At 54.6% G+C, this 24,360-nt stretch carries 23 protein-coding genes; 5 read left to right on the forward strand and 18 right to left on the reverse strand.

Annotated elements, in window-relative coordinates; all coding sequences use genetic code 11:
* The 9 genes from HYT79_03555 to HYT79_03595 all read right to left on the reverse strand — a co-directional run.
* The coding region (locus HYT79_03555) for a HEAT repeat domain-containing protein (GenBank protein ID MBI2069655.1) at positions 1 to 2,800 on the reverse strand (2,800 nt) is incomplete at its 3' end.
* A gap of 72 nt (positions 2,801 to 2,872) precedes the next feature.
* Complete coding sequence (locus tag HYT79_03560) at positions 2,873 to 3,280, reverse strand: DUF2203 domain-containing protein (protein ID MBI2069656.1); 408 nt, start codon at positions 3,278 to 3,280, stop codon at positions 2,873 to 2,875.
* Between the two features lie 71 nt (positions 3,281 to 3,351).
* Positions 3,352 to 4,173, reverse strand: a complete 822-nt coding sequence (locus HYT79_03565) for a hypothetical protein (GenBank protein ID MBI2069657.1) — start codon at positions 4,171 to 4,173, stop codon at positions 3,352 to 3,354.
* Positions 4,174 to 4,264: 91 nt separating this feature from the next.
* Complete coding sequence (locus HYT79_03570) at positions 4,265 to 5,008, reverse strand: tetratricopeptide repeat protein (GenBank protein ID MBI2069658.1); 744 nt, start codon at positions 5,006 to 5,008, stop codon at positions 4,265 to 4,267.
* Positions 5,005 to 6,933: a protein BatD gene (locus HYT79_03575; GenBank protein ID MBI2069659.1), complete on the reverse strand. Its 1,929-nt coding sequence runs from the start codon at positions 6,931 to 6,933 to the stop codon at positions 5,005 to 5,007. The genes HYT79_03570 and HYT79_03575 overlap by 4 nt, the downstream gene beginning before the upstream one ends.
* A 7-nt stretch (positions 6,934 to 6,940) precedes the next feature.
* Positions 6,941 to 7,603, reverse strand: coding sequence for a tetratricopeptide repeat protein (locus tag HYT79_03580; protein ID MBI2069660.1), 663 nt, complete (start codon positions 7,601 to 7,603; stop codon positions 6,941 to 6,943).
* On the reverse strand, positions 7,600 to 8,616 hold the full coding sequence (locus HYT79_03585) for a VWA domain-containing protein (protein MBI2069661.1): 1,017 nt from the start codon (positions 8,614 to 8,616) through the stop codon (positions 7,600 to 7,602). The genes HYT79_03580 and HYT79_03585 overlap by 4 nt, the downstream gene beginning before the upstream one ends.
* Complete coding sequence (locus HYT79_03590) at positions 8,613 to 9,647, reverse strand: VWA domain-containing protein (protein MBI2069662.1); 1,035 nt, start codon at positions 9,645 to 9,647, stop codon at positions 8,613 to 8,615. Before HYT79_03590 ends, HYT79_03585 begins: the two co-directional genes overlap by 4 nt.
* On the reverse strand, positions 9,644 to 10,666 hold the full coding sequence (locus HYT79_03595) for a hypothetical protein (GenBank protein MBI2069663.1): 1,023 nt from the start codon (positions 10,664 to 10,666) through the stop codon (positions 9,644 to 9,646). Before HYT79_03595 ends, HYT79_03590 begins: the two co-directional genes overlap by 4 nt.
* Positions 10,667 to 10,724: 58 nt before the next feature.
* Here HYT79_03595 and gabT point away from each other — a divergent pair, with 58 nt between their 5' ends.
* From gabT to ychF, 4 genes are read left to right on the forward strand one after another with little or no spacing between them, the layout of a single operon-like run.
* Complete coding sequence (gabT, locus tag HYT79_03600; protein MBI2069664.1) at positions 10,725 to 12,110, forward strand: 4-aminobutyrate--2-oxoglutarate transaminase; 1,386 nt, start codon at positions 10,725 to 10,727, stop codon at positions 12,108 to 12,110.
* A gap of 8 nt (positions 12,111 to 12,118) precedes the next feature.
* Positions 12,119 to 13,651, forward strand: coding sequence for a gamma-aminobutyraldehyde dehydrogenase (locus HYT79_03605; GenBank protein MBI2069665.1), 1,533 nt, complete (start codon positions 12,119 to 12,121; stop codon positions 13,649 to 13,651).
* A 29-nt stretch (positions 13,652 to 13,680) separates the two neighbouring features.
* A complete protein-coding gene (gene rlmN / locus HYT79_03610) occupies positions 13,681 to 14,715 on the forward strand; it encodes a 23S rRNA (adenine(2503)-C(2))-methyltransferase RlmN (protein ID MBI2069666.1) in 1,035 nt (344 codons plus the stop codon).
* 14 nt (positions 14,716 to 14,729) lie between these two features.
* Positions 14,730 to 15,818 (forward strand): redox-regulated ATPase YchF, encoded by a 1,089-nt coding sequence (gene ychF / locus HYT79_03615; GenBank protein MBI2069667.1) that lies wholly within the window; start codon positions 14,730 to 14,732, stop codon positions 15,816 to 15,818.
* A 1-nt stretch (position 15,819) separates the two neighbouring features.
* On the opposite strand, the gene HYT79_03620 is transcribed toward ychF, so the two are convergent.
* The 5 genes from HYT79_03620 to HYT79_03640 all read right to left on the reverse strand — a co-directional run bounded on the left by HYT79_03620 (position 15,820) and on the right by HYT79_03640 (position 18,977).
* On the reverse strand, positions 15,820 to 16,113 hold the full coding sequence (locus tag HYT79_03620; GenBank protein ID MBI2069668.1) for a hypothetical protein: 294 nt from the start codon (positions 16,111 to 16,113) through the stop codon (positions 15,820 to 15,822).
* A 9-nt stretch (positions 16,114 to 16,122) separates the two neighbouring features.
* Positions 16,123 to 16,416 (reverse strand): AbrB/MazE/SpoVT family DNA-binding domain-containing protein, encoded by a 294-nt coding sequence (locus HYT79_03625; GenBank protein MBI2069669.1) that lies wholly within the window; start codon positions 16,414 to 16,416, stop codon positions 16,123 to 16,125.
* Between the two features lie 96 nt (positions 16,417 to 16,512).
* The gene (locus HYT79_03630) at positions 16,513 to 16,782 is read right to left on the reverse strand and encodes a hypothetical protein (protein ID MBI2069670.1); all 270 of its coding nucleotides are present in this window, start codon (positions 16,780 to 16,782) and stop codon (positions 16,513 to 16,515) included.
* A 54-nt stretch (positions 16,783 to 16,836) separates the two neighbouring features.
* Positions 16,837 to 17,448, reverse strand: coding sequence for an NYN domain-containing protein (locus HYT79_03635; GenBank protein ID MBI2069671.1), 612 nt, complete (start codon positions 17,446 to 17,448; stop codon positions 16,837 to 16,839).
* Between the two features lie 104 nt (positions 17,449 to 17,552).
* Complete coding sequence (locus tag HYT79_03640; protein MBI2069672.1) at positions 17,553 to 18,977, reverse strand: aldehyde dehydrogenase family protein; 1,425 nt, start codon at positions 18,975 to 18,977, stop codon at positions 17,553 to 17,555.
* 84 nt (positions 18,978 to 19,061) lie between these two features.
* Between HYT79_03640 and HYT79_03645 the strand changes: the two genes are divergently transcribed.
* Entirely contained in the window at positions 19,062 to 19,640 is a 579-nt protein-coding gene (locus tag HYT79_03645) for a GNAT family N-acetyltransferase (protein ID MBI2069673.1), read from the forward strand.
* Here the strand turns inward: HYT79_03645 and HYT79_03650 are convergent.
* The 4 genes from HYT79_03650 to HYT79_03665 are packed head-to-tail and all read right to left on the reverse strand — an operon-like array spanning position 19,582 to position 24,298.
* Positions 19,582 to 20,523, reverse strand: coding sequence for a hypothetical protein (locus tag HYT79_03650; GenBank protein ID MBI2069674.1), 942 nt, complete (start codon positions 20,521 to 20,523; stop codon positions 19,582 to 19,584). The two genes, HYT79_03645 and HYT79_03650, sit on opposite strands and share 59 nt — an antisense overlap.
* 60 nt (positions 20,524 to 20,583) lie before the next feature.
* Positions 20,584 to 22,008: a sodium:solute symporter family protein gene (locus tag HYT79_03655; protein ID MBI2069675.1), complete on the reverse strand. Its 1,425-nt coding sequence runs from the start codon at positions 22,006 to 22,008 to the stop codon at positions 20,584 to 20,586.
* 14 nt (positions 22,009 to 22,022) lie between these two features.
* Positions 22,023 to 22,970 carry a tetratricopeptide repeat protein gene (locus HYT79_03660; GenBank protein MBI2069676.1) on the reverse strand — a complete coding sequence of 316 codons (948 nt, stop codon included), beginning with the start codon at positions 22,968 to 22,970 and terminating at the stop codon, positions 22,023 to 22,025.
* Complete coding sequence (locus HYT79_03665) at positions 22,967 to 24,298, reverse strand: glutamate-1-semialdehyde 2,1-aminomutase (protein ID MBI2069677.1); 1,332 nt, start codon at positions 24,296 to 24,298, stop codon at positions 22,967 to 22,969. Before HYT79_03665 ends, HYT79_03660 begins: the two co-directional genes overlap by 4 nt.
* Positions 24,299 to 24,360 lie beyond the last annotated feature (62 nt).

The following is a 24,360-nucleotide window of genomic DNA, read 5'->3' on the forward strand; positions in this document are numbered from 1 at the left end:
ATTTGGCGCCGTTACCGCGATCAAGCGCCTGCCGGGCCAAAGCTTTTGTTCTTGGGCTGGAAGTTTTTTCGGCAAGAGCGGCGACATCCGGGCAATCATCGCGGCTTAGAGAGGCTAAGGCGGCCACGGCCGCATCCCTGACCGTGTAGTCCGCGTCTTCCAGGATATCGCGGGCGATGCCGCAGAGTTTTTTATGTTTTGCCCAACCCAGGCCGACGACCGCCCATCGGCGCACGTCGCGATCCGGATCAGCGGCGCTTCCAAGCAACAGACGATCCGCCTCAGCCGCGGTTTGTTCAAGGGTTTTGATTCGTTCTTGCAGCCATGCCTGCGTTTGAGACGCTCGGGCGCTTAAGAGTTCGGCTGCCCGCGCCGTTTGATCGGCGGATGGGTTGTCTTGGGAAAGTCCGGGGACAAAGGCGGCCCATTCGTTTTTGGGAATTCCTATTTCGCTGAGAATAGTCAGCATTTCGATTTTCTGTTCCCGCGCCAGCCATTCGATGATTTTTTGTTTTTGATAAGGATCAAGCGCGCGGCGAAGATCGTTGAGTTTTTCGGCATGTTTGAGTTCGGCCAGCCGCGCCAAGCCTCGGGCCCCCTGGAGCCGGACTTTCCAGGAGGAATCTTTGAGGGCGGCCGTGAAAATATCCTTGGCCGCCGGTGTTCTCGCTTGAGCCAGAAAATAGCAGGCCCGGGCGCGTTCGATTTCCGTTCCCCCCCGCGCTTTGGCGGCCAGGGCCGCAAAGGCTGGTTGGCCCATCATCACGAATAGTTCTTCAAGATGAAGCAAAGAAAAAACATTGTGCGGATTAAAAAGAGTCGTCAGGATGGGTAATTTTGATTCATCGGTGTTTTGCCAAATAATGGCTTTGGCTTGGAGGCTCAGGCGTCCGCCGGAAGCTGCGGCGGCCAACAATTCGGCTATTCGCGAGCGGCCATCGAGGCGTTCGGCTTGAGCCAGGCGCTTTTTTAGGTGAGCGTCTTTCTTGTCGAGATCACGCAGATAGCCGGCGGTCGAATCCTTTTCAATTTCGAAGGCAGGTTGAAAATCCGAATTTTTGTTTTCCCAGCGGCCGAATCCGCGCTCGCCCTGCGGGCGCGTCCAGGGGCGCGAGGAGATGGTTTGCGTGATCGCGTCTCGGTCGCCTTGCGCGTCCAGCAAGAGCCCGATGCCGAAGGATTGCCGTTTTTCATCCCAAGAGCCGAAACCGAGCCCGCTGCTTGAGGCGATGTATTGATCGTTGCCTGAGCCGTCTAAGAGAAGCCCGACGGCTGAAGCGTTGGACGCGCCGATTTGAAGAAAGGCATTGGCATCCGTGGCATAAGCGTCGTTGCCTGCTCCGTCCCAGCAAAGGCCCAGCGCATAATCATGCCCCGAGCCAAGGCTCACCGCCCAACTCGCGTATTGATCATTGCCCGAGGCATCGAGCAGGGTTCCGGCCGCATAATGAACGCCTGATCCCTGGGCGTAGCGCCGGGCCTGGTAGCGGTCATTGCCGGAGCCGTCGAACAACAGGCCCCAACCCAGCCAGTAACCGCCGCCTTGGGCAAAATAATCGGCGATGTAAGCGTCATTGCCCGAGGCATCGAGCAGGAAACCGATGCCGCCGGCCGCTAAATCGCGCCAGCCATAGCCGAAACCCTGCGCCAGGCTTTGATAAACCTCTCCCTGCTTGAAGGGGCCGTAGTTTTCCTGCAAACCCCGCGGATCGAGTACGTGGCCGAGGGCGATATAGGCGTCATTGCCTGAGGCGTCGGATAAAAGGCCCAAGCCACCCGGCGCGCCCGCCCCTTGTCCGAAATAACCCAGGCGATAGATGTCTGCGCCGTTGCGGTCGATGAGCAGACCCAAACCCCAGGCTCCGGCTCCTTGCGCAAACGCCCGGGCGACGTACGCATCATCGCCTTCTTGGTCCTCAAGGATGCCGACGCCGAACAGGCCGCAGCCCTGGGCCATATCTTGCGCCGAATAAACATCTCGTCCCTGCGCGTCGATTAAAATATCGATGCCGTAAATACCGCAGGCCCCAGGCCCCCTGTAAACGTCGTTGCCGCCTAAATCAATAATGACGCGCACGCCCTGAGCTTCATCGAGTTCATAAACGTCGTTGCCGCCTAAGTCGAGCAGCAGCAAGGCCGGACCCTGATGTTGATCTGCTCCTGTTCCGGCAAGAACAATGGGTCCGTAGGGCGTCTCCAAGCGCGAGGGTTTGACGGCCGAAGGCTCGCGGCGCGCGATTTCTTTTAATCGTTCCAGTTCAGCTTCAAGAACCGTGGTCAGTTCACGGGCATTAAGGATAACCTGCGCCTTTGGGAATCCCTCAATGGTTTTGAACCGTTGTTCGGTTTTCTCCCACCAAACTTCTTGCGGCGGTTGGAGATTCTCCAACGGCGCTTCATCACCGATGAGCTGGGGTTTGATGTAATCGAGCAGTTCCCGGCGTTTGCTTGCCGGAATTGCGGACCAAAGGGTTTGATTTGTTTCAGCGGCGCGCCCGATCGCGTGAATAATCCGGGCAAGCGGTTCCGGGATTTCAGCCGGAATTTCGATTGAAACGGCCGGCTGCGCGCCGCCGCTTTTGGCGCGGCCGCCAAGCAATTGAAGCGATTCATCGAGCAGCCCGGAAATTTTTTCCCGGCGGATGATATTGAGTGCTTGGGTTTGGGACTTGGATAAAGCCGATGACGGATCATCAAGTAAAGCCGCTGGCCATGAGAGCCGGAAAGGATCGGGGATTTGCTCGTGTCTTAATTTTAAATCAGAGCGTTCCAGGTGCATACGTTGGAGCGTGTCCGTCAAAAGCTCCCCATGCAATGGCTGCCCAGCCGTTAGGACCGCCGCGAGGATAAGGGTAATCAATCGGTGAAGGGTCTATTCGACGTCTTTGTAGAGGACGTGGGTCGGCAGAGGTTTGCGGCCGGCATAGCCTTCTTCAAGGCCGTGATAGCAGGAAATATTTTCTTCGCCGTATTTCCAGCAAAGATAGACCTCGCGGCCGTTGAGGCGGTAGGGAAAATCCACCAGGCATGGGTCGAGGCCCTTGGCCATGGCGCCCATTTTGCCGATTTGTTCAAGCTGTTCTTTGATCTGGGCGACCAGAAATTCGGCTTGAGCCCGGGCAATGGCCACATTGGCGGCATTGGCCTTGGGGCTTTTTTCCAGACGATGGTAATCCATCACTTTTTTTCTGGCCTGGGTTTTGAGTTTGAGCACCCAGCTCATGATTTCCTGGAGCCGGGGAAGCAGGGACTCCGCTTCATCGTGTGAAAAATACCTCACATCTTCATTATAGCGAAATCGCCGGACTTGGGGCTTGGCAACGAAGAATTCAGCGCCGCGGTTGCGCGAGGCTATTTCGAGCGGCTATTGTTTTGGGCGTTTTTATCGGCGCGGGTGACGGATTCAAGCTCTTGAAGGTCGCTTTCAAGCGAGCGCGCCGTCCTGACCAACCCGACGATTTCGTCATTGGCTTGGCGCGAGAATTCGACAGCCCTCTGCATTTCATCCGTTTCCCCGTGGCTGACGCCGGCGCGCATGAGAAGGCGGGCATGTTTGATTTTCGGCAGATGCGTTTGTTGAATCAGGTGGCCGTAGCTGGCCATTTTGTTTCTGATGTCTTGAGCCCGGATGGCATAATCTTCGGCTTTATAGGCGTTGTCCTGCCAATGAGTGATCGAATGCGTGTAGTGGCCGTAATCCTGGCGATTAGCCAGATAATCCAAATGGCCGCCCAACTCTTTCAAGCGATTATCCCAATAAGCGCTGATCTGGCTGGCTTTGGCCGATAGTTGACCGAAGGCTTTGAGCGATTTCGAGGCGAAGTCTTCATGGCGTTTGATTTCCCGTTCGACTTTAATGCGTCCGGTGGTATAGCGAACGTCCACGTGACCATCGTGATAATAAAGGGAAGACGGCCCCTCCTCCGGTTGAGAGCCGTAGGTCATCAGCAGAGTCGCTCCCGGGCTTGAATCTTGCGTGGGGCTAAACAGCGGGCGAGCCTCCAATTCCCGCTCGCCGTCATAATGGTCATGGTGAGCGTTGTTGTGATGTTGTAGATCGTTGTGAGAACGGGCCGAGTGATGGACGCATCCGGAAAGGGCGACGCCGGCGGCTAAACAAAAAGAAACCAGGTTGTTTGGTTCGCGATTCGTTTTAGGAGCGTATTTCTGCATGTTGCCTCCTGATTTCCGGCCGTTTCTCCCCTCCGACGGCCTTCTAATTGGTTATCAGGAAAGCGGCATTTTTTCAAGGGGTAATTTTTCACTACCTCAACCAGCCTCGCAGCTTTTCTTTGCGCGTTTCAATGAGCGTCCAGGCGTCTTTTTTCTCCAGGATGCGCACGAAACGTCCTTCGGGAATCTGCACCGTCACCGGCAGGTTTTCCGAAGGGCCGGAGCGAAGCAGCCCCGGGACTTTAATGACGGCCCATTCGCGCCGCCCGGCCAGCACGTGAGAAGCGGCTATGGCCGATGTCAGCGCCAGCGTCGCGCTCAGAGCCCAGAGCCCTTGGCGGACGGTGTCGGTCATTTTCAGGCCGATTCGAAATTTGGCGGCGATCAACGCCAGAGCCAGCAGCCACCAGCAAATCAGGCTCAGCGCCACCCATTCCGTTTTGGTCAGCACATGCCAAACCAGGTAGAGCCCCACCGGGACGCCGGGCGGCGCAAAGACATCGCCGGTTTTTTGCGCGGCCAAATTAAGATTTTTGACGATGTTGGGGTTCCTTGGATTAAGTTCAAAGGCTCGCCAGTAATATTCCAGAGCTTCGGGATAACTGTTCGCCCTGAAATGGGCGTTGGCGGCATTGTAGTGGGTTTCCCAGAGAGCCGGATGTTCCTGCGCGGCGTGCTGGTAAAACTCGGCCGCTTTGGAGAAATCCCCGTCTTTGTAGGCTTGGGCCGCTTCCAGCCAGAGAGCCGGAAAGTGTTCGTCATGCGACTGGGCGAAACCAACGCAGGAGAAGGCCGCGTGAATGATGAGCGCCGCGACAATCGTCATGATCCTCATTTGCGCAGCTTCTCCAAAATAGTTTTGAGGCGCTGGACATTGCCCAGAAGCTCTTCAAGCATGGCCGGGCTTTTTTCTTTGGCCGGCGCAAAGCGCAGGAAATGAATGGTTTCCAAAGTGCGTCCGATCAACTCCTCTTCTTCATGCGAAATGCTTCCTGCCGCTCGTCTTGAAATTTCAGCGACTACGGCTTTCGACGTCAATTGAACGGCGGAGAGGCCTAATAATTCATGGACGGCGCTTTCCAGGGCGGTCCCCAAATGGCTTAAGGCGGGCACCGTATCGCCTTTTTTAGCCAGGGATTGGGCCTGTTTGACCGCGTCCGAGAGGCGTTCCAAAGGGCGCTTTTTGCGCAACTGTTTTTTTTCTTTCATGGTTTGCGCCAGCGTCATGGCCAGCCACAGGGCCAAGGGCAAAGGGCCGGTCACGGGCCAGGAGCGGGCTAGGCGCGTGATGGCTGCGGCCAATGGCCGGGGCGCGGGCGTTTCTTCGATGATGAATTCGATATCCTCGCTGATTTTTTTTGTCTCTTTGGAGGAGCCTGTTCCCGAGGCCTGGCGGATGGGTTCGCCGGTGACCTTGAGCGCCATGGGCGGGGTTTCTTTGCGCGCGTATTCTTTTGTTTTCGGATCGAAGTAGACGAAACGAATCGGCGGGATGGTCAGCGTCGGCCGTCCGGGAACCTGCGGGATGAGGAGCATCTTATAGACTTTTTTTCCGGTGATGACGCCCTTGTCCTTTGAGATGGTTTCTGATTTTTCGGTCTCATAGGACCTGAAGACGCCGTCGAGATTGGGATAGTAGGGGCTGGGCAGGCTCCGGATATTGCCCTGGCCGGAGATCGTGACCGTCATGGTGAGCGATTCGCCGACTTTGATATCCTTTTTATCGAGTTCCGCTTGGATGTCGAATTGCCCGACCGCGCCGGAAAAATCCTTGGGGCGGCCTTGCGTCGGCAGGGGCAGGCCGGTGATGGCCACGGGTTTAGTTTCCAAGGCATGCGTTTCCCCGCCGCCCATGCCTAGGAATTGCTGTAAAAATTTAGGGTCGAAGGGATCCGTGCCCAACCCCGCGCCGTGACTTTCCAACTCGACCCTGATTTTAGCCGGACCGATTTCCAATTTTCCGCTGGTGGTCGGGAACAAAATCATCGGAATCTCCGTGACATGATAATTGACGCCGTTGATCGTCGCCGGGTAGGTTTTTTGCGGTAGTTCTTCATGCCAAAAACCGCTGACATTGGGCGGCGCATATTGCGGCTGGGATAAAAATCCGACGCGGGTGTGAAAGTAAACCGCGAATTTGACGGGTTCGCCCACGAAGGCTTCTTTTTTGTCCGTTCTGGCATCCACGAACACAATGGGCGCGGGTTCGGCCGATTGCGGCGCGGACGGCGCCGCGCCGGGCGAGGGGGCTGATTTCTTGGGAGCGCCGCCTCCCTGCTGGCGCGCTTGCTTGTCGTTGAGCATGTCCTGAAGAGAGCGCCGGAATGCCGGCGCGGGGAATGCTTTCAAGACTCCCTGCGGGGTGCCGGGAATCTGCATATTTTTTTGATCAGCGATCTCCAGGCTGACGATTTCCGACGTGATGGCTTGGCCCCCGCCGACGTCCAGGCGCGCCGGACCCAATTTATACGATCCGGGTTTGGATGCGGAGAGAACCAGGGTGTAAACCACGGACGTCGTCATGTTCCAGTTGACGATTTCTATTTTTTGGCTTTTTGACTGAGAGAGGACGGAAAATTCCGGGGGTATGGTGATCTTGGGCTCCCCTAATCCGCCGGCGCTGCCCACGACCGCCACTTCCATCGCCACGTTTTCACCCAAGGCCATTTTGCCCTTTTCAAGGCGCAGGGTCAGCTTGATATCCGCCGACAACGGCGGGACGATTGCCATGGCCGGCAACAATAACAGAAACAGCCTCAAAACCCGCCTACCAGTCATTATCCACCGTGGGCTCTTGCGGCTTTTTCCGTTTCATTTTGCGGGCTTGATTCATCTGTTCCTGCTCGTAGCTTTGCAGCAGGGATTCCATCTCCTGTTGCTTCATCTGAGGCTGCTGCTGTTGGTTTTGATCCTGTTCGTTTTTGTCGTCGTTTTGATTTTGCTCTCCCCCGCCGCCGCCTTGTCCGCCCGGATTGTTTTGATTGTCCGGGGGCTTCACTTGGCGCATGGCCAGCGCCAGGTTGTGGCGCGCTTCTTCATCCCTGGGATTCAAGAGCAGGGCTTTTTTATAAGCCTCGATCGCCTCCTCCATTTTGCCTTGGCGAAAGTAGATATTGCCCGCGTTGTAGTGGCTTTCCGCCTGCAGCTTGACGTCTTTGCCGGCGAGGCCTCGGGATTGATTGAACGATTGCGAGGCGGTTTCCATGTCGTTGAGTTTGTAAGCGGCGCAGCCTTTGTTGAATTGAATGACGGGATTTTTCGGATCGAGATTCCCCGCCTGATTGAATGAATTCCATGCGGATTGATAATCGCCTTTTTTGTATTCGTCCACGCCTTTTCTAGTCGGCGCTTTCCAATTGGCGCCATAGGACAAGCTCATGGGCAGGAAGGCTGCCGGCAACAGGAGAAAAAACTTTTTGGGCGTCTTCATTTTCTTTTTCTTTCGGGAAGCGCGAATTCGGCCAGCAACAACAAGAAGCCCAGGCCCAGCGGTATCTGGTATCTGTTCTCCAGCCTCATTTCTTGTCCTTTGCCTTTTTTGGCATCCGCTTCTTCCGCGATATTTTTTAACTCGGCCTGGGGATCCGTGTTGTTATCGAGCCGGATGAAGCGCCCGCCTGTCTGGCGCGCCAATCCCTCCAGGGAATCCCCTTTGGCCCTGGTCAAGACCGTCTGTCCGCTCCTATCTTTTTTATACCCTAAAAAGTTCCCATTTTCATCCCTCTGTGGGATGGGCTCCCCTTCCGGGCTTCCGGTCCATAACACGGAAACGCGGATGCGGTTTTTGACCAGCTCGCCGATCATGGCCCGCGCGTCGCCTTCATGGTCTTCCCCGTCCGTGGCCACGAGAACATGGCGGTCGCCGCCGGCTTTAGACAAAATCGCTTGGGCTGTTTTCAGGGCGGCGGCGATATTGGTGCCTGGATGAGGCAGAGTGCCGGGCGCCACCGTTTCAAGAATAAAGCGCAGGGCATTGGCGTCCAAGGTCAGCGGGCATTGCAGATAAGCGCGCCCCGCGAACGTCACCAGGCCCACTCGCATGGGCGCCTGGCCGTTTTTTTTCGTGAAGGCCTCCACCATTTCAAGCTTCGAGCGTTCGAAACGGTTGGGCTTGACGTCCTGGGCGAGCATGGATTCCGACACATCGAGACAGATCATCAGATTGCTGCCCAGCAGCGGCACGTCCCGGCTTTTGATCCCCCATTGCGGTCCGGCCATGGCCAGGGCGATCAAAAGAAGCCCTGCGGCGACAAGAACGGCTTTTGATCCGCGCCGGTCCGACGACTCATCTCCGGCCAGCGCGCGTCGCAGTTTCGGCGCAGCCACGATCAGGGAAAGAAGCCGCCGGCGTTTGCCCGGTATCCAGCGCGTCAAGGCCAAGGCCGACAGCAGAGCGTAGAAAACGAGCCATAAGAATTTGGGGAAGGCGAAAATATCCATCATGGCAGCGTCAGCAGCAGCGTGCCTCGCAAAAGAATTTCCGTTCCCAGGAAAAACATGGCCACCAGCAGCAGCGGCGGATACAATTCTTCGAACTGATGCCGTTTGGGCGGCGTGACCTCGGTTTTCTCAAGCCTGTTGATTTCATCGAAGATCGCTTTGAGCTCGGAAAGCTCGCTGGCGCGGAAATATTTGCCGCCGGTCGACTCCGCGATTTTAATCAGGGTTTCTTCGTCGATTTCTTCTTCCGGGCGGTGCACGTAGCGCGTGCCGAAGATCGGATCCACGACCGGATAAATTCCCCCGCCTTTTCGTCCTGCGCCGATCGTATAGACCTTGACCCCCATGGCTTGGGCGGTTTTGGCTGCGGTCATGGGATCAACCGAGCCCGCGTTGTTTTTGCCGTCCGTCAGAAGAATGACGGTCTTGCTTAAACTCGGGATTCTTTTTAAATGCGTGAGCGTGGTCATCAGGCCCGATCCGATCGCGGTTCCTTCCGTCTGCGTCATGCCGATTTCAATGTGTTTTAGGAACGTGCCGACCGCCTCCTTGTCCAAGGTCGGCGGGCAGACCAAAAGGCCGGCCCCGCCGAAAACAACAAGCCCCATCCTGTCCGTTTTTCTTTTTTCGATGAAATCAGCCGCGATTTTTTTCGCGGCCTGCAGGCGATTGAAAGGCTGGAAATCGAGCGCTTCCATGGAAGCCGAGGTGTCGAGGGCCAGGATAATATCCACGCCCAGCAAAGGCTCCATTTCTTCGACGGTTACTTTTTGCGGCCGGGCCAGGGCCAGGGCCAGGGTGATGAAGGCCAGGAATCTCAGAACGCCCAGGGCGGCCGGCGTCGAATGGCGGGGTTCCAAGCCGAATTTTTCTTTCAGCAGGGCCCAGGAAAAAAGGGCCTTCGAATAAAGAATCGTGGCCTTGGGGTTGAAGCCCCGGCGATCGAGCATAATAATGAAGAGGAAACAGATGATGACCAGGCTCAGGGCGGCAAGACCCAGCCAGGGCGTCGCTAGAGTGATGCCGGTGGTCATTGACGATCCCCGCCGTCGGTTTGGGCTTCGGTTCGAGGGGGTTGTCCGGACGCCGGCTCAGGGTCGGGCGCCCGGCGATGATCGCCGACGAAGGCGGCCAGAGCTTCAATCACTTGTTCATTTTCTTTCACCGCCGGCGCATATTGAGCAAATTTAGCCAAATCCATTATTTCTAAAACATCTTTCAGGCGCACGAGGGCCGGCAGTTGAATGTCCAAATCATGGCGCTCGGCATGAAGCAGGCGCAGCAGTTCTCCGGTGGTCAGGCTTTGCGTGTCCAGGCCGAAGCGCCCGTCAAGGTAGCGGCGAAAAGCCTCGCTCAAAGCGAAGTGAAATTCCCGGAAACGCCGCGCCTGAATCAGTCCTGCGGTCTGAAGTTTCGCCAACTCGCGCTCGAAGCGCTCCTCAGGCGGCAAGGTTTCTTCAATGCGCGCCGCCGCTTCATTGAGGCGGCGGTTTCTGGCCCGCCACCACGCGTAGAGGGCCAGCAAGGCGAGGAACAGGCCTAACGACAGAGGGATGGCGATCCATGGCTGTTCCCAGAAATAACGCGGCTTGCGCGGGGTTTTGATGTCCTGCAATTGAGTCGGGTCCTTGGATTTCTGCGTTGGATCGAGAATGTTCAGCGGAATGGGCGGGGTTTTGATGATGGTGCCCGGAGCGTTTTCCGATTTGGTCGCGATCTCGATGGCCGGCATTTCGACGTCGCCGAGTTTAAACGGCAGAACCGTAACTTTAAGTTCGGTGACGGAAAAGCCACCTTCCTGTTTGAGTTTGGCCTGGAAATCCCATAGAACAAAATCGCCCCATTGAGTCTTTCCGGCTTGCCATGAAGAAAGGTCGAGTTTGATATTACCGGGCAGACGAATCGTATAGCCGATCTCAAGGGGCTCGGCCAGCAGCACTTGCGTTGTTTTGGGCGTGGCCTCAACGCCGATGGTGCCTTGGGCCGAGGCCAAGGTTAAATTGAAGAGAGCCCAGGCAATAGAGCCCCCAAGACTTCTCGCTCCCCGCGACATAAAAAATATTGTAACTTTTCATTACCGATTTCTATTCGGAGAATTGAGGCCTGATGAAATGAAAACATTGAACGAGAGAACCCTTAAACATTCGCCGGCGCCCGGCGGGCAATCCGCGCTTTGGTCCCGGCGCGAAGCCTCCGTTTCCAGGGCCCTTTATCACTACACCCGCATTTTTGCGGACCGGGCCAAGGGCGCGGTTTTGTGGGACACGCAAGGCAAGCGCTATTTGGATTTTGCGGGAGGCATCGGCACGTTAAACGTCGGCCATTGCCATCCCAGAGTCGTGGCCGCGATCAAGGAGCAGGCCGAGCGCTTTTTGCATACCTGTTTTCATGTGGCGCCTTACGAAGGCTATGTGCGGGTTTGCGAGCATTTGACTAAAGTCGCGCCCGGAAATTTTCCAAAAAAAGCCGTTCTTTTGAGCACCGGGGCCGAGGCTGTTGAAAACGCGGTTAAAATCGCCCGCCGCTACACCGGGCGCGAGGGCATTGTCGCTTTTAATTTGTCTTTTCATGGGCGCACGCTCATGGCTTTGACCTTAACCGGCAAGGAAAAGCCCTATCGCGACGGATTCGGGCCTTATGCCCCTGAGGTTTACCACAGTCCTTATCCTTATCCGTACCGCACGCCCGCGGGAGTGAGCGCGGATAAGGCGGGCGCTTATGCTTTGGAGCGGCTCAATGAGCTGTTCGAAGTCAAAGTTGATCCAAAGCGCGTGGCCGCCATGATCGTTGAACCGGTGTTGGGCGAGGGCGGTTTTGTGGTGCCCACGCCTGATTTTTTGCCCGGCTTGCGCAAGCTCTGCGATCGTCATGGGATTGTCCTGATTTTCGATGAGGTCCAGACCGGCTTCGGCCGCACCGGAACAATGTTCGCCGGCGAACATGCCGGCGTTGTCCCTGATCTGATGACCGTGGCCAAGTCGTTGGGCGGCGGGCTTCCCCTCTCCGGCGTTGTCGGTAAAGCCAAAATTATGGATGCCGTCAGTCCGGGCGGACTCGGCGGCACATACGGCGGGAATCCTTTGGCTTGCGCCGCGGCGTTGGCTGTTTTTGAAATATTCGAAGAAGAAAATTTGCTCAAGCGGGCCCAAGCGATCGGCCGTTTGATTGAAAAACGCTTCAAGGCCTGGGAACGGCGTTTTGATTTTGTGGGCGAGGCCAGAGGCTTGGGCGCCATGCAGGCGCTTGAGCTGGTGGCTGAGCCCAAAACCAAAGCGCCCTTGCCCGAGGACATCATGCGTTCGATCCTGGATCAATGCGCGGATCGAGGATTGATCATTCTTAAGGCCGGGCTCTATAACAACGTCCTGCGCAGTTTGGCGCCGCTTGTGGCTTCGGATCAAGAAGTCGAAGAGGGTCTGGATATTTTGGAGTCTGTTCTATCGGGCCTTAGGGTTAAGGCAAACAACGGGCATCGCTCATCGAGCGTCAAACGTTAGGAGGTTTTATGGCATCCGATATTCTTTCCAAAGAAAAGGGCGCGAAAGTCAAGGTTCACAAAATGTTGATCGGCGGGCAATGGGTGGGGCCCAGCAATGGCTCGACGAGGGGAATTCTCAATCCGGCCACAGGCAGGAATATAGCGGTTGTCCCCGAAGCCACGTCCGTTGATGTGGATAAAGCGGTTCAGGCGGCTCGAGCGGCTTTTGAAGACGGACGCTGGTCGAAAAAATCACCCGGCGAGCGCTCCGCGGTTTTGTGGCAATTGGCGGCCAAAATCGAAAGCAATATGGAGTTGTTGGTTGAAACCGAACTGGCCAATTGCGGCAAACCGATTAAGCTGGTTAAAGACGGCGATATTCCTTTTGCTTTGGACAATGTCCGGTTTTTTGCCGGGGCTCTGCGCTGCTTGGACGGCCGCGCCTCGGGCGAGTATGTGCCCGGGTATATGAGCCTGATCCGGCGTGAACCCGTGGGCGTGATTGCCTTGGTGGCGCCGTGGAATTATCCCTTTATGATGGCGGTTTGGAAAATCATCCCGGCATTGTCGGCGGGCAACAGCGTGGTGTTTAAGCCTTCGGAATTGACGCCCTTGACCGCGATTGAGTTGGGCCGGTTGGCGCTTGAAGCCGGTTTGCCCGAGGGCGTGCTGCAAATCATCACCGGCGCCGAAGAAGCCGGCAAAGCGCTCACCGCTCATGCCGGAGTGGACATGATCTCTTTTACCGGGGACACGCAAACCGGCAAAAAAATCATGGCTCAGGCCGCTCCGACCTTAAAGCGGCTTCATCTGGAATTAGGCGGTAAGGCTCCGTTCATTGTTTTTGGGGACGCGGATTTGGAGGCCGCGGCTCAAGGCGCGGTTGTGGGTTCCCTGGTCAACACCGGCCAGGATTGCACCGCAGCCACTCGCCTTTATGTCGAGCAAAGCGTGTATCCCAAATTTTTGGAACGATTGTTGGCCTTGATGAAAACCGTCAAAGTCGGCGATCCTAAGAATAAGCAAACGGATGTGGGGCCGCTGATTTCTCAAGAGCAGCGCGAACGGGTCGAAGGTTTTGTGGAGCGGGCCGTCAAGGCCGGAGCCAAGGTGCTGACCGGCGGCCGCCGGCCTTCATCCGACGAAACCGCGGAAGGTTTCTTCTACGAGCCGACCGTCATCGTTGAGGCCAAGCAGGATTCGGAAATCGTGCAGAATGAAGTGTTCGGTCCCGTCGTTTGCGTTCTTCCTTTCAAAGGTGAGAGTGAAGCCGTGTCCAAAGCGAATGATATTCGCTATGGCTTAGCCGGCAGCGTATGGACCAAAGACATTCAAAAAGCCTTGCGGGTTTCAGCCGCGCTCAGGTTCGGCACGGTGTGGATCAACGATCATTTGCCGTTGACTTCTGAAATGCCCCATGGCGGTTTTAAATCCAGCGGTTTCGGCAAGGATTTGTCGATTTACGCTTTGGAAGAGTACAGCGTGGCCAAGCATGTGATGGCCGACATGAGCGGAGCCGCCAGAAAGCCTTGGCACTATACGGCCTTCGGCCAGCCTTAACGCTTTAACGGGCGCAGGATTCTTATCTTATGAACCCTAAAAAAATCGCTGAATTTATGGAAGTGGCCGGGGAGCCTGCTTATCGCACCAAGCAGGTGTTGAGCGCGTTGTGTTCGGGCGTGGCTTCCTACGAAGAAATCACGACCTTGCCTAAAGGCTTGCGCGAGCGCATGAAATCCGAATTGCCCCTTCTTTCTTTTAAAGCCGTTGAGGTTTTGGTTTCCGCAGACGGACTCGCCCATAAAGCTCAATTGGAATTGGCGGACGGAAAAATGATTGAAACCGTTTTGATGCAGCCCAAACCCGGTCTATGGAGCGTTTGCGTCTCCTCTCAAGTGGGCTGCGCCTTAAAATGCAGTTTTTGCGCGACCGGGTTGATGGGATTTATACGCAATTTGACGGCTGAGGAAATTTGGGATCAATTTCTTTTTTGGCGGCAATACCTGCGCACGAAGAAAGTCGACGCTTCGCCGTCCAATGTCGTTTACATGGGCATGGGCGAGCCCATGCTCAATTTTGACGCGGTCAAAGAAAGCATCCGCAGGCTGACGGATCCGGAACTCTTCGGCTTGGGGCAGCGTTCGATTTCCGTGTCCACGGCCGGCATCGCCCCGGGCATCGAACGCTTTGCCGAGGAATTGCCTCAAATCAATTTGGCCTTGTCCTTGCACGCGGCCAATGACAAATTGCGCGAGAAGCTGGTCCCCCTCAATAAAAAGTACCCGCTCGAAGAGTTGAAGAAAAGCCTGGCGCGTTATTTTGAAACGAACAAAAGAAAAGTTTTTCTGGAGTACGTTCTTCTGGCGGGCGAAAACGATCAGGAAGAGCATGCCAAGGAACTGGTTCAATTCGTCAAAAGCATGAAATCCCCCCATCTTCTTCACGTAAATTTGATTGTTTGGAATCCCACGGAAACGCATCATCGGTCAACCGACCGGGATACGGCTAAAAAGTTCAGAAACTACCTCATTAATCGCCATGTCAGCTCCACCATCCGTAAAAATTTAGGCACGGATATCGCGGGCGCCTGCGGACAGTTGGTCGTCCGTTCAAGTCAGAGCTAGGCTATACTCCACCCATGGAAATCGGCATCGTCGGCCTTCCCAATGTGGGTAAATCAACGCTGTTTAACGCCCTGACTTCAGGGCACGCGGCCAGTTCTAATTATCCGTTTACGACCATCGATCCCAATGTGGGCGTGGTTTCGGTGCCGGACGCGCGCTTAAAGCGTTTGACGGAGATTTTTAAATCCGAGAAAACCGTTCCGGCCGCCATCCGTTTTGTGGATATCGCGGGCTTGGTGCAAGGCGCCAGCGAAGGACAAGGTCTGGGCAATAAATTTTTGGCCAATATTCGCGAGGTGGACGCGATTGTTCATATTGTGAGGTTTTTCAGCAATCATGACGTGGTCCATGTGATGGGCGGGGTGGAGCCCAAGCGCGATATTGAAGTCATCAATACCGAGCTGGTCTTGGCGGATTTAACATCCGTCGAAGTCCAATTGGATAAAGCTCAAAGCCAGGCTAAAAGCGGCGAGAAAACGGCCATCGAGCGCTATGAGTTGGCGAAAAAAATTCATGTGGTGCTGGCCGAGGGTAAACCGGTTCGCTCCATGGGTTTACCCCAGACTGCGACGCGCTCATTCGGGCTTTTGACGGACAAGCCTGTCCTTTATGTGGGCAATACGGATGAGCCCGGCAAGGCGGACCCGGCCTTGGTCAAGGCGGTTGAGCAAGTAGCCAAAGAAGACGGCGCCGGCCTTTTGGTTCTTTGCGGCAAATTGGAAGCTGAAATTGCCGAACTCGAAGGCGCGGAGCGGGAAATGTTTTTAAAAGAAATGGGTTTGACTCAGAGCGGATTGGACCGTTTGATTAAAGCGGCCTATGAGCTTTTAGGGCTCATCACATTTTTAACCGCCGGGCCCAAGGAGACCAGAGCCTGGACCATTACCAAAGGAACATTGGCGCCTCAGGCCGCCGGCAAAATCCATACCGATATGGAGTCGGGTTTCATTCGTGCGGATGTTTACCGCTTCAGCGATATGGATCGACTAGGTTCCGAAGCCGCGCTGCGCGAAAAGGGTTTGATCCGTTCCGAAGGCAAAACCTATGAGTTTCAAGACGGCGACGTCGTCTTTTTTCACTTCAATCCGCCGCGCGGGAAATAATTTAAGGTTTTTTGAGGCAGTCGTCATGATTGTCCGTGTTGCGCAGGGTAATCTCGCCTGAGCCTGGGCCGTATTCCCAGGTAAAACGATACTGTTTGTTGATGTAGGCCTCGAAGATCTTGCCGGCGTAATCGCCTGCCGCATGCTTGACTTCATGCGTTTGCAAAGAGGGGTGTCGTGGATTGGTTTCAAGCAATTGCAAACGTCGCGTTAGTTGTTGATAAATCGCAGCCGGGAGTTTAATAGCCTGCCTTTCAAAGCGCCCGGTCGTGAGCAGCCTGAATTTTTGGGGCACTTGCTTTACTTACGGACGATGCTTTTTACGTTGAGAATTTAGGTAGGCGACGAGGCGTTGAGCGCTCCGGTGTCGGTGCACTTTCCTCGTGCGAATGTCGCGAGAAGCCTCTCGTTCGCCCTCTTGCCATTGCTTGGTCCAGAAAAACAATTGGTTGATAGGAATAGAAACTTCAGGAATCAGCAAGATGGCGCCATCCTCTCTGCGTTCGCAGAGGAAGGAGTTGGTATTTTTGGGCACAAAGTTTTTGGGCAAGGTAATTTGATTGCGTCGTCCCAATCCAAGATGCGCCTGTGGCGTCATGATCTAAGTTTAGCCCAAGAATCATTATCCGTCAAGCGGATATTCCGCAAATCAGGGAAGCGGTTTGTGAACGCCAGGATCATTTTAACCGCGTTTTTATTCTTTATTGTTCTTAGAGAGAGTCAAAAAGCATAATGCTGCAGACATTAACACGAGAATCCATTGAATCGTTAGCCTTGGAATGTCAACGCGCGCAATCGTATCAGCATATGAAGGAAGGGATGGATTAAATAAAAAACCGTAACCAACAGAACCTGATACCCCCCCTCCTAGAAAATGCGCCCAGGGTGGAAAAAGCCCCATTGACACCATTAAAATTAAACTGACTGCCAAGATAGTTTTTAACCCTGAATTCTTTATATTCATAAAATCAACCAATTTTTTGATCGCAGTTTCTGGGGATGTTTTCTTTTGTCCTTTTCAAGGCTTGGCCAACGCTCTTTTTGTCAAATCCAGAGGTTTTGATTTTCGGATGACACCCGACTCGTCATCGGTAAATGTGATGCTTTCGTAGAAATTCTCCAGAGAAATAAAGGCCCCGATATCTTCAGCCCATTGTTTTAGGCGGGGATTGCATGTTCTCTCCCACGCGAGGACTTCGATGCCCCATCCTTTTTTATGCATACGTTCCAAGTCGGCATGAAAACCGACGCCATCAAGAAATCCCTTGCCGTCCCCTGTTAACATAACGGCAACGCCGGCTTGGCCGTTGTAATCGAATGCTTTCCTGAGCATATGAACCTGCAACGCCTGGTCGACGGCTTGCTCTTTTTCCGTTTGGGATCCACGTTCGTAGAGTTCTACTCTGACACCCGTTTGTTCTAATTTGTTCCAAATGTGGCGCAATTGGGGAGGTATTGAGCCGACAGCTATAGCGAACTCGAGAGGGCGGTTTGCCTTAGCCAAATCTAGAAGCTTTTGAAAATCAATACGTATTTTGTAGTAGGCGTCTCCACCCTCTTTTTCTGCGGCAACAGTTTTAGCGCTTACAAAGATATTGGAATTGTCCCAAAAGATGAATACTTTTTTCATTAGATTGATCTATTTTATCAAAGGACCAGGTTGCATAAAAGAGCCAGCTCATTTAACCTTTTTTTGGTTAACAACAAAGGAAAAGAGGTGTTTGTTTCTATTTTTTAAGCCGTTGGTTTAATGACCACCATTCGCAGGTTGGTCATTTCTTCGATGGCAAAGCGCACGCCTTCCCTGCCTAAACCGGACAGTTTATTGCCGCCGTAGGGCATATGATCCACGCGGAAAATCGAGGTGTCGTTGATCATCACGCCGCCGGCATTAATTTTTTTGACGGCTTTTAAAGCCTTGGCGATATTTGAGGTGTAAATGCCGGCTTGGAGGCCGTAGTCGGAATCGTTTAAGAGAGCCAAGGCTTGGTCGAAATCCTTGTAAGGCACCAGAGAGACAAGGGGCGCAAAAACTTCCTGGCACATCACTTTCATTTTTTCCGTGACATTGCCTAAAACCGTGGGCTCCACAACCGCGCCCCGGCGTTTTCCCCCGGTTAATACTTTGGCTCCCTGGCCGAGCGCCTCTTTAATCCAAGCTTCGGCGCGCACGGCTTCTCCCTCGCTGATCATGGGCCCGACATCGCAGTCTTTGTCAACCGGATTGCCCACCTTAAGTTTAGCCGTGGCCTCAACAAAGGCTTTGGAAAAAGGCTCGAAGATATCCTGATGCACGTAAAGCCGTTGAAGGGACAAACAAACCTGCCCTGAATTGGCGAAGGCGCTCATCACGCATCTGGGCACAGCCGCTTTCCAGTCCGCGTCCGCTTCAACGATCGTTGCGCCGTTGTTCCCCAGCTCCAGCGTGATTTTTTTCAAGCCTGCGCGCCGTGTGATGGTTTCGCCCACTGACGGGCTGCCGGTGAACGTCACCATGGCCGGACGTTTATCTTCAACAAGCCAGTTGCCGACGGTTGAGCCGCCGCCGACAACGACGTGAAAAACGCCCTCGGGCAGACCGGCTTCTTTGAGAATTGCCCCTAACTTAAACGCGGTTAACGGCGTTGTTGTCGCCGGTTTTAAAACCACGGCATTCCCTGCGGCCAAAGCAGGAGCCACTTTATGGGCCACAAGATTGAGCGGAAAATTAAAGGGACTGATGGCTGCGATCACGCCGATCGGCGTTCGTACGTAAAAACCCAGACGCCCTTCGCCTGCGGACGAGGCATCCAGAGGGATTGTTTCCCCGTGAATGCGTTTGGCTTCTTCAGCCGCGAATTTGAACGTTTCAGCGGCCCGGTCCACTTCAATAGTCGAATATTTCCAGGCCTTGCCTGCTTCGCGGCAAATGGTTCTCGCGATATCTTCTTTGTTTTTCAAAAGAAGCTGAGAAACCGTTTCTAGGATTTTCGCCCGGCGATGAGCGGGCAATTCAGCATAGGACTCGAAAGCTTTTTGAGCTTGGGCCAAGGCCCGGTCCACATCTTCTTTGGAGGCTTCGGGAACCCGGCCAATCGACTCGCCGGTGTATTTATCCAGAACCTCAATGCTTTTCGAGGCCTGGGCAACCTTCGGTTTTTCTTGAGTTTTAGGGCTCATATTCCCATGATACCACTTACTATTTTGTTCGATTTTTAAACTAAAGCACCGATTCCGGTCAATCCCAAAGACTATACTGTCGTCATGGAGCTCGTGCCTTGTGCCGCGGAAGATATCACGCTGACGCAAGCTTTAGAATGCGACCCCATCGTCATGAAAGAGCTCGGCGGACCGATGCCAAAAGAGCGGATTCCGCAAATCCACTCTAAGCGCTTGAAAAAAATGGCCGAAGGCAGCTGCTGGTGGTTCAAAGTCGTGCCTAAGACGGTCTCTGATGCCGTGGGAACCGTCGTTTTATGGGATAGCGAATACCACGGCAAGCCGATTAATGAAATCGGTTGGATGATTCTTCCCGCGTTTCAAGGTCGCGGTTACGCCAGCGCCGCGGTGCGGCTTGTTCTCAACAAGGCCAAGGCCGAGCAGCGCTTCAGTCCGTTGCACGCTTTTCCGGGCATCACCAACGCGGCGTCAAATGCAATCTGCCGTAAGGCCGGCTTCGTCCAGTTTGAGGAGTGCGACATCGACTATGCCGGGCGTTCGCTGCGATGCAATCACTGGCGGATCGACTTGAGGGATAGCGCTGATGCGGGCGACGGCGCGTCCTTCAATGCGCGCCCTGGCAAAAACTGCCTGCCAGAACCGCGCCTCGGCAGTTTTCCATGATGGATTCCCAGTCCCGTTCCGTAAGCGCAAAAAGATAAATCTCATCGTTGTCAAAATCGCCACGCTCGGGGTGATAGCAGTGGACATCGCAGCGGCCTTCGGGCGTTGGGTTGGCCTCGATGCGGGCCCGCAATTCTACGCTGGCTTCTTCTTGGAAACGGTTGTTGAGCTCATCAACGACGGCCTGGGCTTCACCTGACAGAGGAATGGCGCCCGCCCGGGTCACGGCCCGCCCTTCGATGCGCACCCGGGGCTCGAACTCACCGAGGTATTCAACAAGATCTTCCTTATCGGCCTCCCTGATCCAGGTTATGTCTTGCGGGGAAGCTTGGGGTTCGTCCGGAGGGACCGGTTCTTTGGATTTCGACGCGTTCGCATCAGCGTTTTCCAAGGTTTGCCAATTTGTCCGTTCAAACCAATAGCGGCCTTTCTTACCCCGGACGATCCACCAGGTATCGTCCGAATTCATGCGTTCGATGGTTTCGTGGCGTTGAGTCCAGGCATCGCCGGCTTGCTCAAGCTGTTTCCTGAGTTCCTTGAGCGCTTCGCGGCGTTCGCGCATTGGATCGAGCAGGGCATAGAGTTTCCCTCTGTGGGCCATGAGTGTCATCCTGTAAACCCAAGGATAAAGCAGAACGCCGGAAATCGGACCCTGCATGACAACATTGCCGGCTCCGGGGAATCGATAGGTGCGAGGATCCCTGAGCATGCCGATGGTTCTTGCGTCGCCCACTTGCGCTTTTGCCGGGTATCGCGGATACACCCAGCAAACGGAAAATTCAGCCGGAAAATCGGCCGTTCGTCCCGGATGGATTTCGCAATCGTCCATGGCATTGGCCGCAGAGCCGACACCGACTAAGAAGAGCGCCAGAAAAATCCGCATTTTACACCTGCTTGAGGGTAACAGGGGCGTAGTTGAAGCGCAAGAAGAGCGTTTTGATTTTTAGGCGACGGCCGGAACGCCGGGCCTCGCTCCAACTTGTTTTGATTGCGGGCCCAACAGGCTCAAGGCGGCCATGGCGGCCGCGCTGATCAAAAAAGCGAACAATTTGTGAGGATAGTTCTCGGGCATGGTCAGCGTCAGAAGAATCCAAGATGCGACCCCGGCCAGGGCGCTGGCCACGGCGCCTGGTCCCGTGGCCCGTTTCCAGTAAAGCCCGGCGACCAGCGGCACGACCAGGCTCACCAGCATCAAAGTCCAGGCTTCTTGGCAGAGCTTGTAGATATTCTGGAAGTACAGCGCCAACAGCAGAGAGCCGATCCCTATGACCGGAACGGAAAATTTGCACCAGGCGAGTTTTGTTTTGTCATCAACGCCTTTTTTGAAATAAGGCATGAGGTTATTGCCGATAATGCTAGCCGGAGACAAAATCGCGCTGTCGGCCGAGCTCATGATCGCGGATAAAAGCGCGCCCACCATCAGCGCAATCAAGGGCGCGGGCAAAGAACCCAGGATTAATTCGATCAATACGGAATCCCCTTTTTCAGCGGGCACGATCAAGCGTCCGAAAATGCCCAGGAGCACGGGCAAAAGCCCGATGGTCAGATACATGAAGCCGGAAACCAAAGCGCTCGCCTGAGCCACGCGCTCGTTTTTGGAGGCAAAAATACGTTGGATTAAATCTTGGGCGGGGATAGAGCCCAGGCCTACAATCATCCAGGATTGGGCGTAATTAGCCCAATCAAACCAAGAGGCATTCCTGGGGTAGAGATGGAAAAAATCAGGAGGGATTTGCGCTTTGGCCGTGGCAAAACCACCCAGTTTATTCATCACCATAGGGTACATGATCAGAAAACCCACGAGCAGAATCCCCATTTGAAAAACATCGGTCACCGTATCCGCCCACATGCCGCCGGAGTATGTATAAATCAGAACAACGGCGGTGGCGATCAAGACGCTGGGCATTCTGGGCAGGCCGGTCAGGGTTTCCAGGATAATGCCGAAGGCCAAGAGTTGTCCGCCGATCCAGCCCATGTAAACCGGAATGTAAAGGGCGGCGGAAAGTTTGCCGAATGTTTGGCCGAAGCGTTGATCAAAAAAATCGACGATTGTTTCCATATTCAACCGGTAAAGGGTGCGCGCAAAGAAAAGACCGGTCAGAATGAGGCAGAGGGCCGCGCCAAAGGGGTCGATAATAACGCCTAAAAGCCCTTTGTGATAGGCCGTGCCTGATGAGCCCATGCAGGTTTCGGCTCCGAACCAAGTGGCGAATGTGGTGCCCACGGCCATCCACAAAGGCAGGCGCCTGCCGGCCACAATATAATCGGCCGTGTTGTTGACCTTTTTGCTTGCCCAAAAACCGACGCCGAGCATCATGGCCATGTAGCAGCCGACTCCGGCCGCGATCCAAATTTGAATTGTTGTCATATTTCCCTTATTATTTATCGTTTCATGCAATGTTCGCGGGTTTCCGTGTGCACCCGTCCGCCGAAGTCAGTGAGCGTCAGCAGGGATTGGTTATACAGCTCCCTTGCGTCCCATTCCTCGTCGTTAAAAACAGCTTTCAGCAAAGCGATTTTTCTGATTCGGTTTTCCAAATCTTCGCGGTAGGCCGGGCAGCTTTTTCGTGAAGAGCCGTGACAGGCCAGCGTGAGGATTTTATCGTCCTTAAAAAGATTCTCGGGTTTGATGCCGATGACGGTTGAGTCCGGATAAAAAAATCCGATTTCAGCGGCCGCGGCTTCGGCCAAGAGTTCGCGGCCGGCTAAATCCAGCTTTGACGAGAGCTTGCCTCCTTTAAGCTCGCGGCAGGTTTTTTTGATAAAGGTCCTCTGGCGTTCTTCAAGCGGCATTGTTTCCGGCGGTAATTCTTCAACGGTTTCGCCTAGGATGTCTTGAGGATTTTTTCCGGCGGCCCGGGCTGCTTCCGCGATTGTCTCCGAAAGTCGTTTCACCGTTTTATCGTTGGAGCCCAAGACGCTTTTGCGGATGTCGAGCGCTTGCTTGTAAACGGCGAGGGCTTGATCGTATTCGCCGAGTTTTTCGCGCATTTCCCCGATGCATTCGTAGTCCAGGGCCACATTGACATGGTATTTGGTGCGCAGTTTTCTGTCCGTTTCAACCAAGCGCTCGCAGACCCCGATGGCTTCACGGTGTTTTTTCATGGCGCGAAAATACAAGGCTTCCAGGTTCAATATCTCGGCGACTTCCCGGCTGATTTTTCCTCTGGCTTTTTCGGCGGAAGCGCGGGCTTTTTGAACCGCGGTCAATCCCTGGTCGTATTGTTTGCGTTCATAAAGATCGTGGGCTTGAGTAAATAGCCGGCGCCATTCTTGGCTGAAAGCCGGAGGCGTCATGGAAACCAAGAAGCAGATGATAAAAAGAATCAAGGAACGAGCGTAGGCGCGATTTTTTCGAAGACGGCCAGGTGACGGTCGATATCGGCTTGGGTATGTTGAACGGAAATCGTCCATTGTTCATCCCAGCCGTAAGGCGTCGGGATGATCCCTTCATTGCACATGCCGAACCAGTAGCGTTTCCAAATTTCTTTGTTCGTTTGTGCCCACGTGCGGTAGTCGCGGACTTGTTCAGGCGTGAAATGGACCGTTCCAATGGGGCCGATCTCAGCCATGTGCCAGGGCAGACGGTTCTTTTTCATGATATCCGCGTAGCCGGACATCAGGCGCTTGTTTAAGGCCTGGGTTTTCGGGTACACGTCTTTGGTCAAAATATCGCGGCAGGTGACGGCGCCGGCTTTGATGCAAAGAGGATTGCCGTTGTAAGTCCCGACATGGCTGACCGAAAAATTTTCTAAAACCGACATCACTTCTTTTTTGCCGCCGAAGGCGCCCAGCGGGAGGCCGCCGCCGATGGTTTTAGCCAGGCAGATAAGGTCCGGTTTCAGCTTGTACGTTTCGCAGGCCCCGCCCCAAGCGATTTTAGCGCCGGTTTTGACCTCGTCCAGAATGAGAAGGGCGCCGTTTTGATGGCAAACATCCAGCAATTTTTGCAGAAAGTCATCCTGAGGCAGGCAGACGCCGGTGTTCATCATCACCGGCTCTGAAATCACCGCCGCGATTTGCCCGGGGTATTTTTTAAAGAGGCGCTCGACGGATTCCAAGTTGTTGAAGCCGGCGATCAGCGTGTTATTGAGGGTTTCTTCCGGAATGCCTAATGAGCCAGGCACCAGATTGGGAGCCGAGGGTTCCCCGATTTCCTTCAGGTCGGGCTTTGTGCTGGCTAAAACATAATCGTGACAGCCGTGGAAACCGCCTTCAAATTTGATGATTTTGTTTCTTTTGGTATAGCCGCGCGCGGTGCGGATGGCGTGCATGGTGGCTTCGGTGCCGGAATTGGTGAAGCGCACCAGGTCCATGGGAAAGCGCGACAGCAGGTTTTCCGCCAGATCGATGTCATGGCGGTGCGGCATGGTATACATGGAGCCTTCTTTCATCTGGGCATTGACCGCTTCCAAAATTTTGGGGTGAGCGTGGCCGACGAAGAGAGCGCCGAAGCATAAGCCGAAATCCAGATATTCATTACCGTCCGCGTCCCAAATGCGGCTGCCCTGGGCCCGTTCGATAAAAATGGGATTGGGATCAATAGCGCGATAATGGCTTTCCACCCCCAAGGGCAGGAGTTTTTTGGCCTTGGCATGGAGTTCCTGCGATTTGCGGGAGCGTTCAACCCAGCGCCGGAGAACGTCTGTTGATGTCACGGTTTGAGTTAACACGGGTTCATTTTATCTTGTTCTTTTGATGGCGGGAATGGATAACCGGC

It is taken from the genome of Elusimicrobiota bacterium (assembly GCA_016180815.1).
Lineage (GTDB): Bacteria > Elusimicrobiota > Elusimicrobia > JACQPE01 > JACQPE01 > JACPAN01.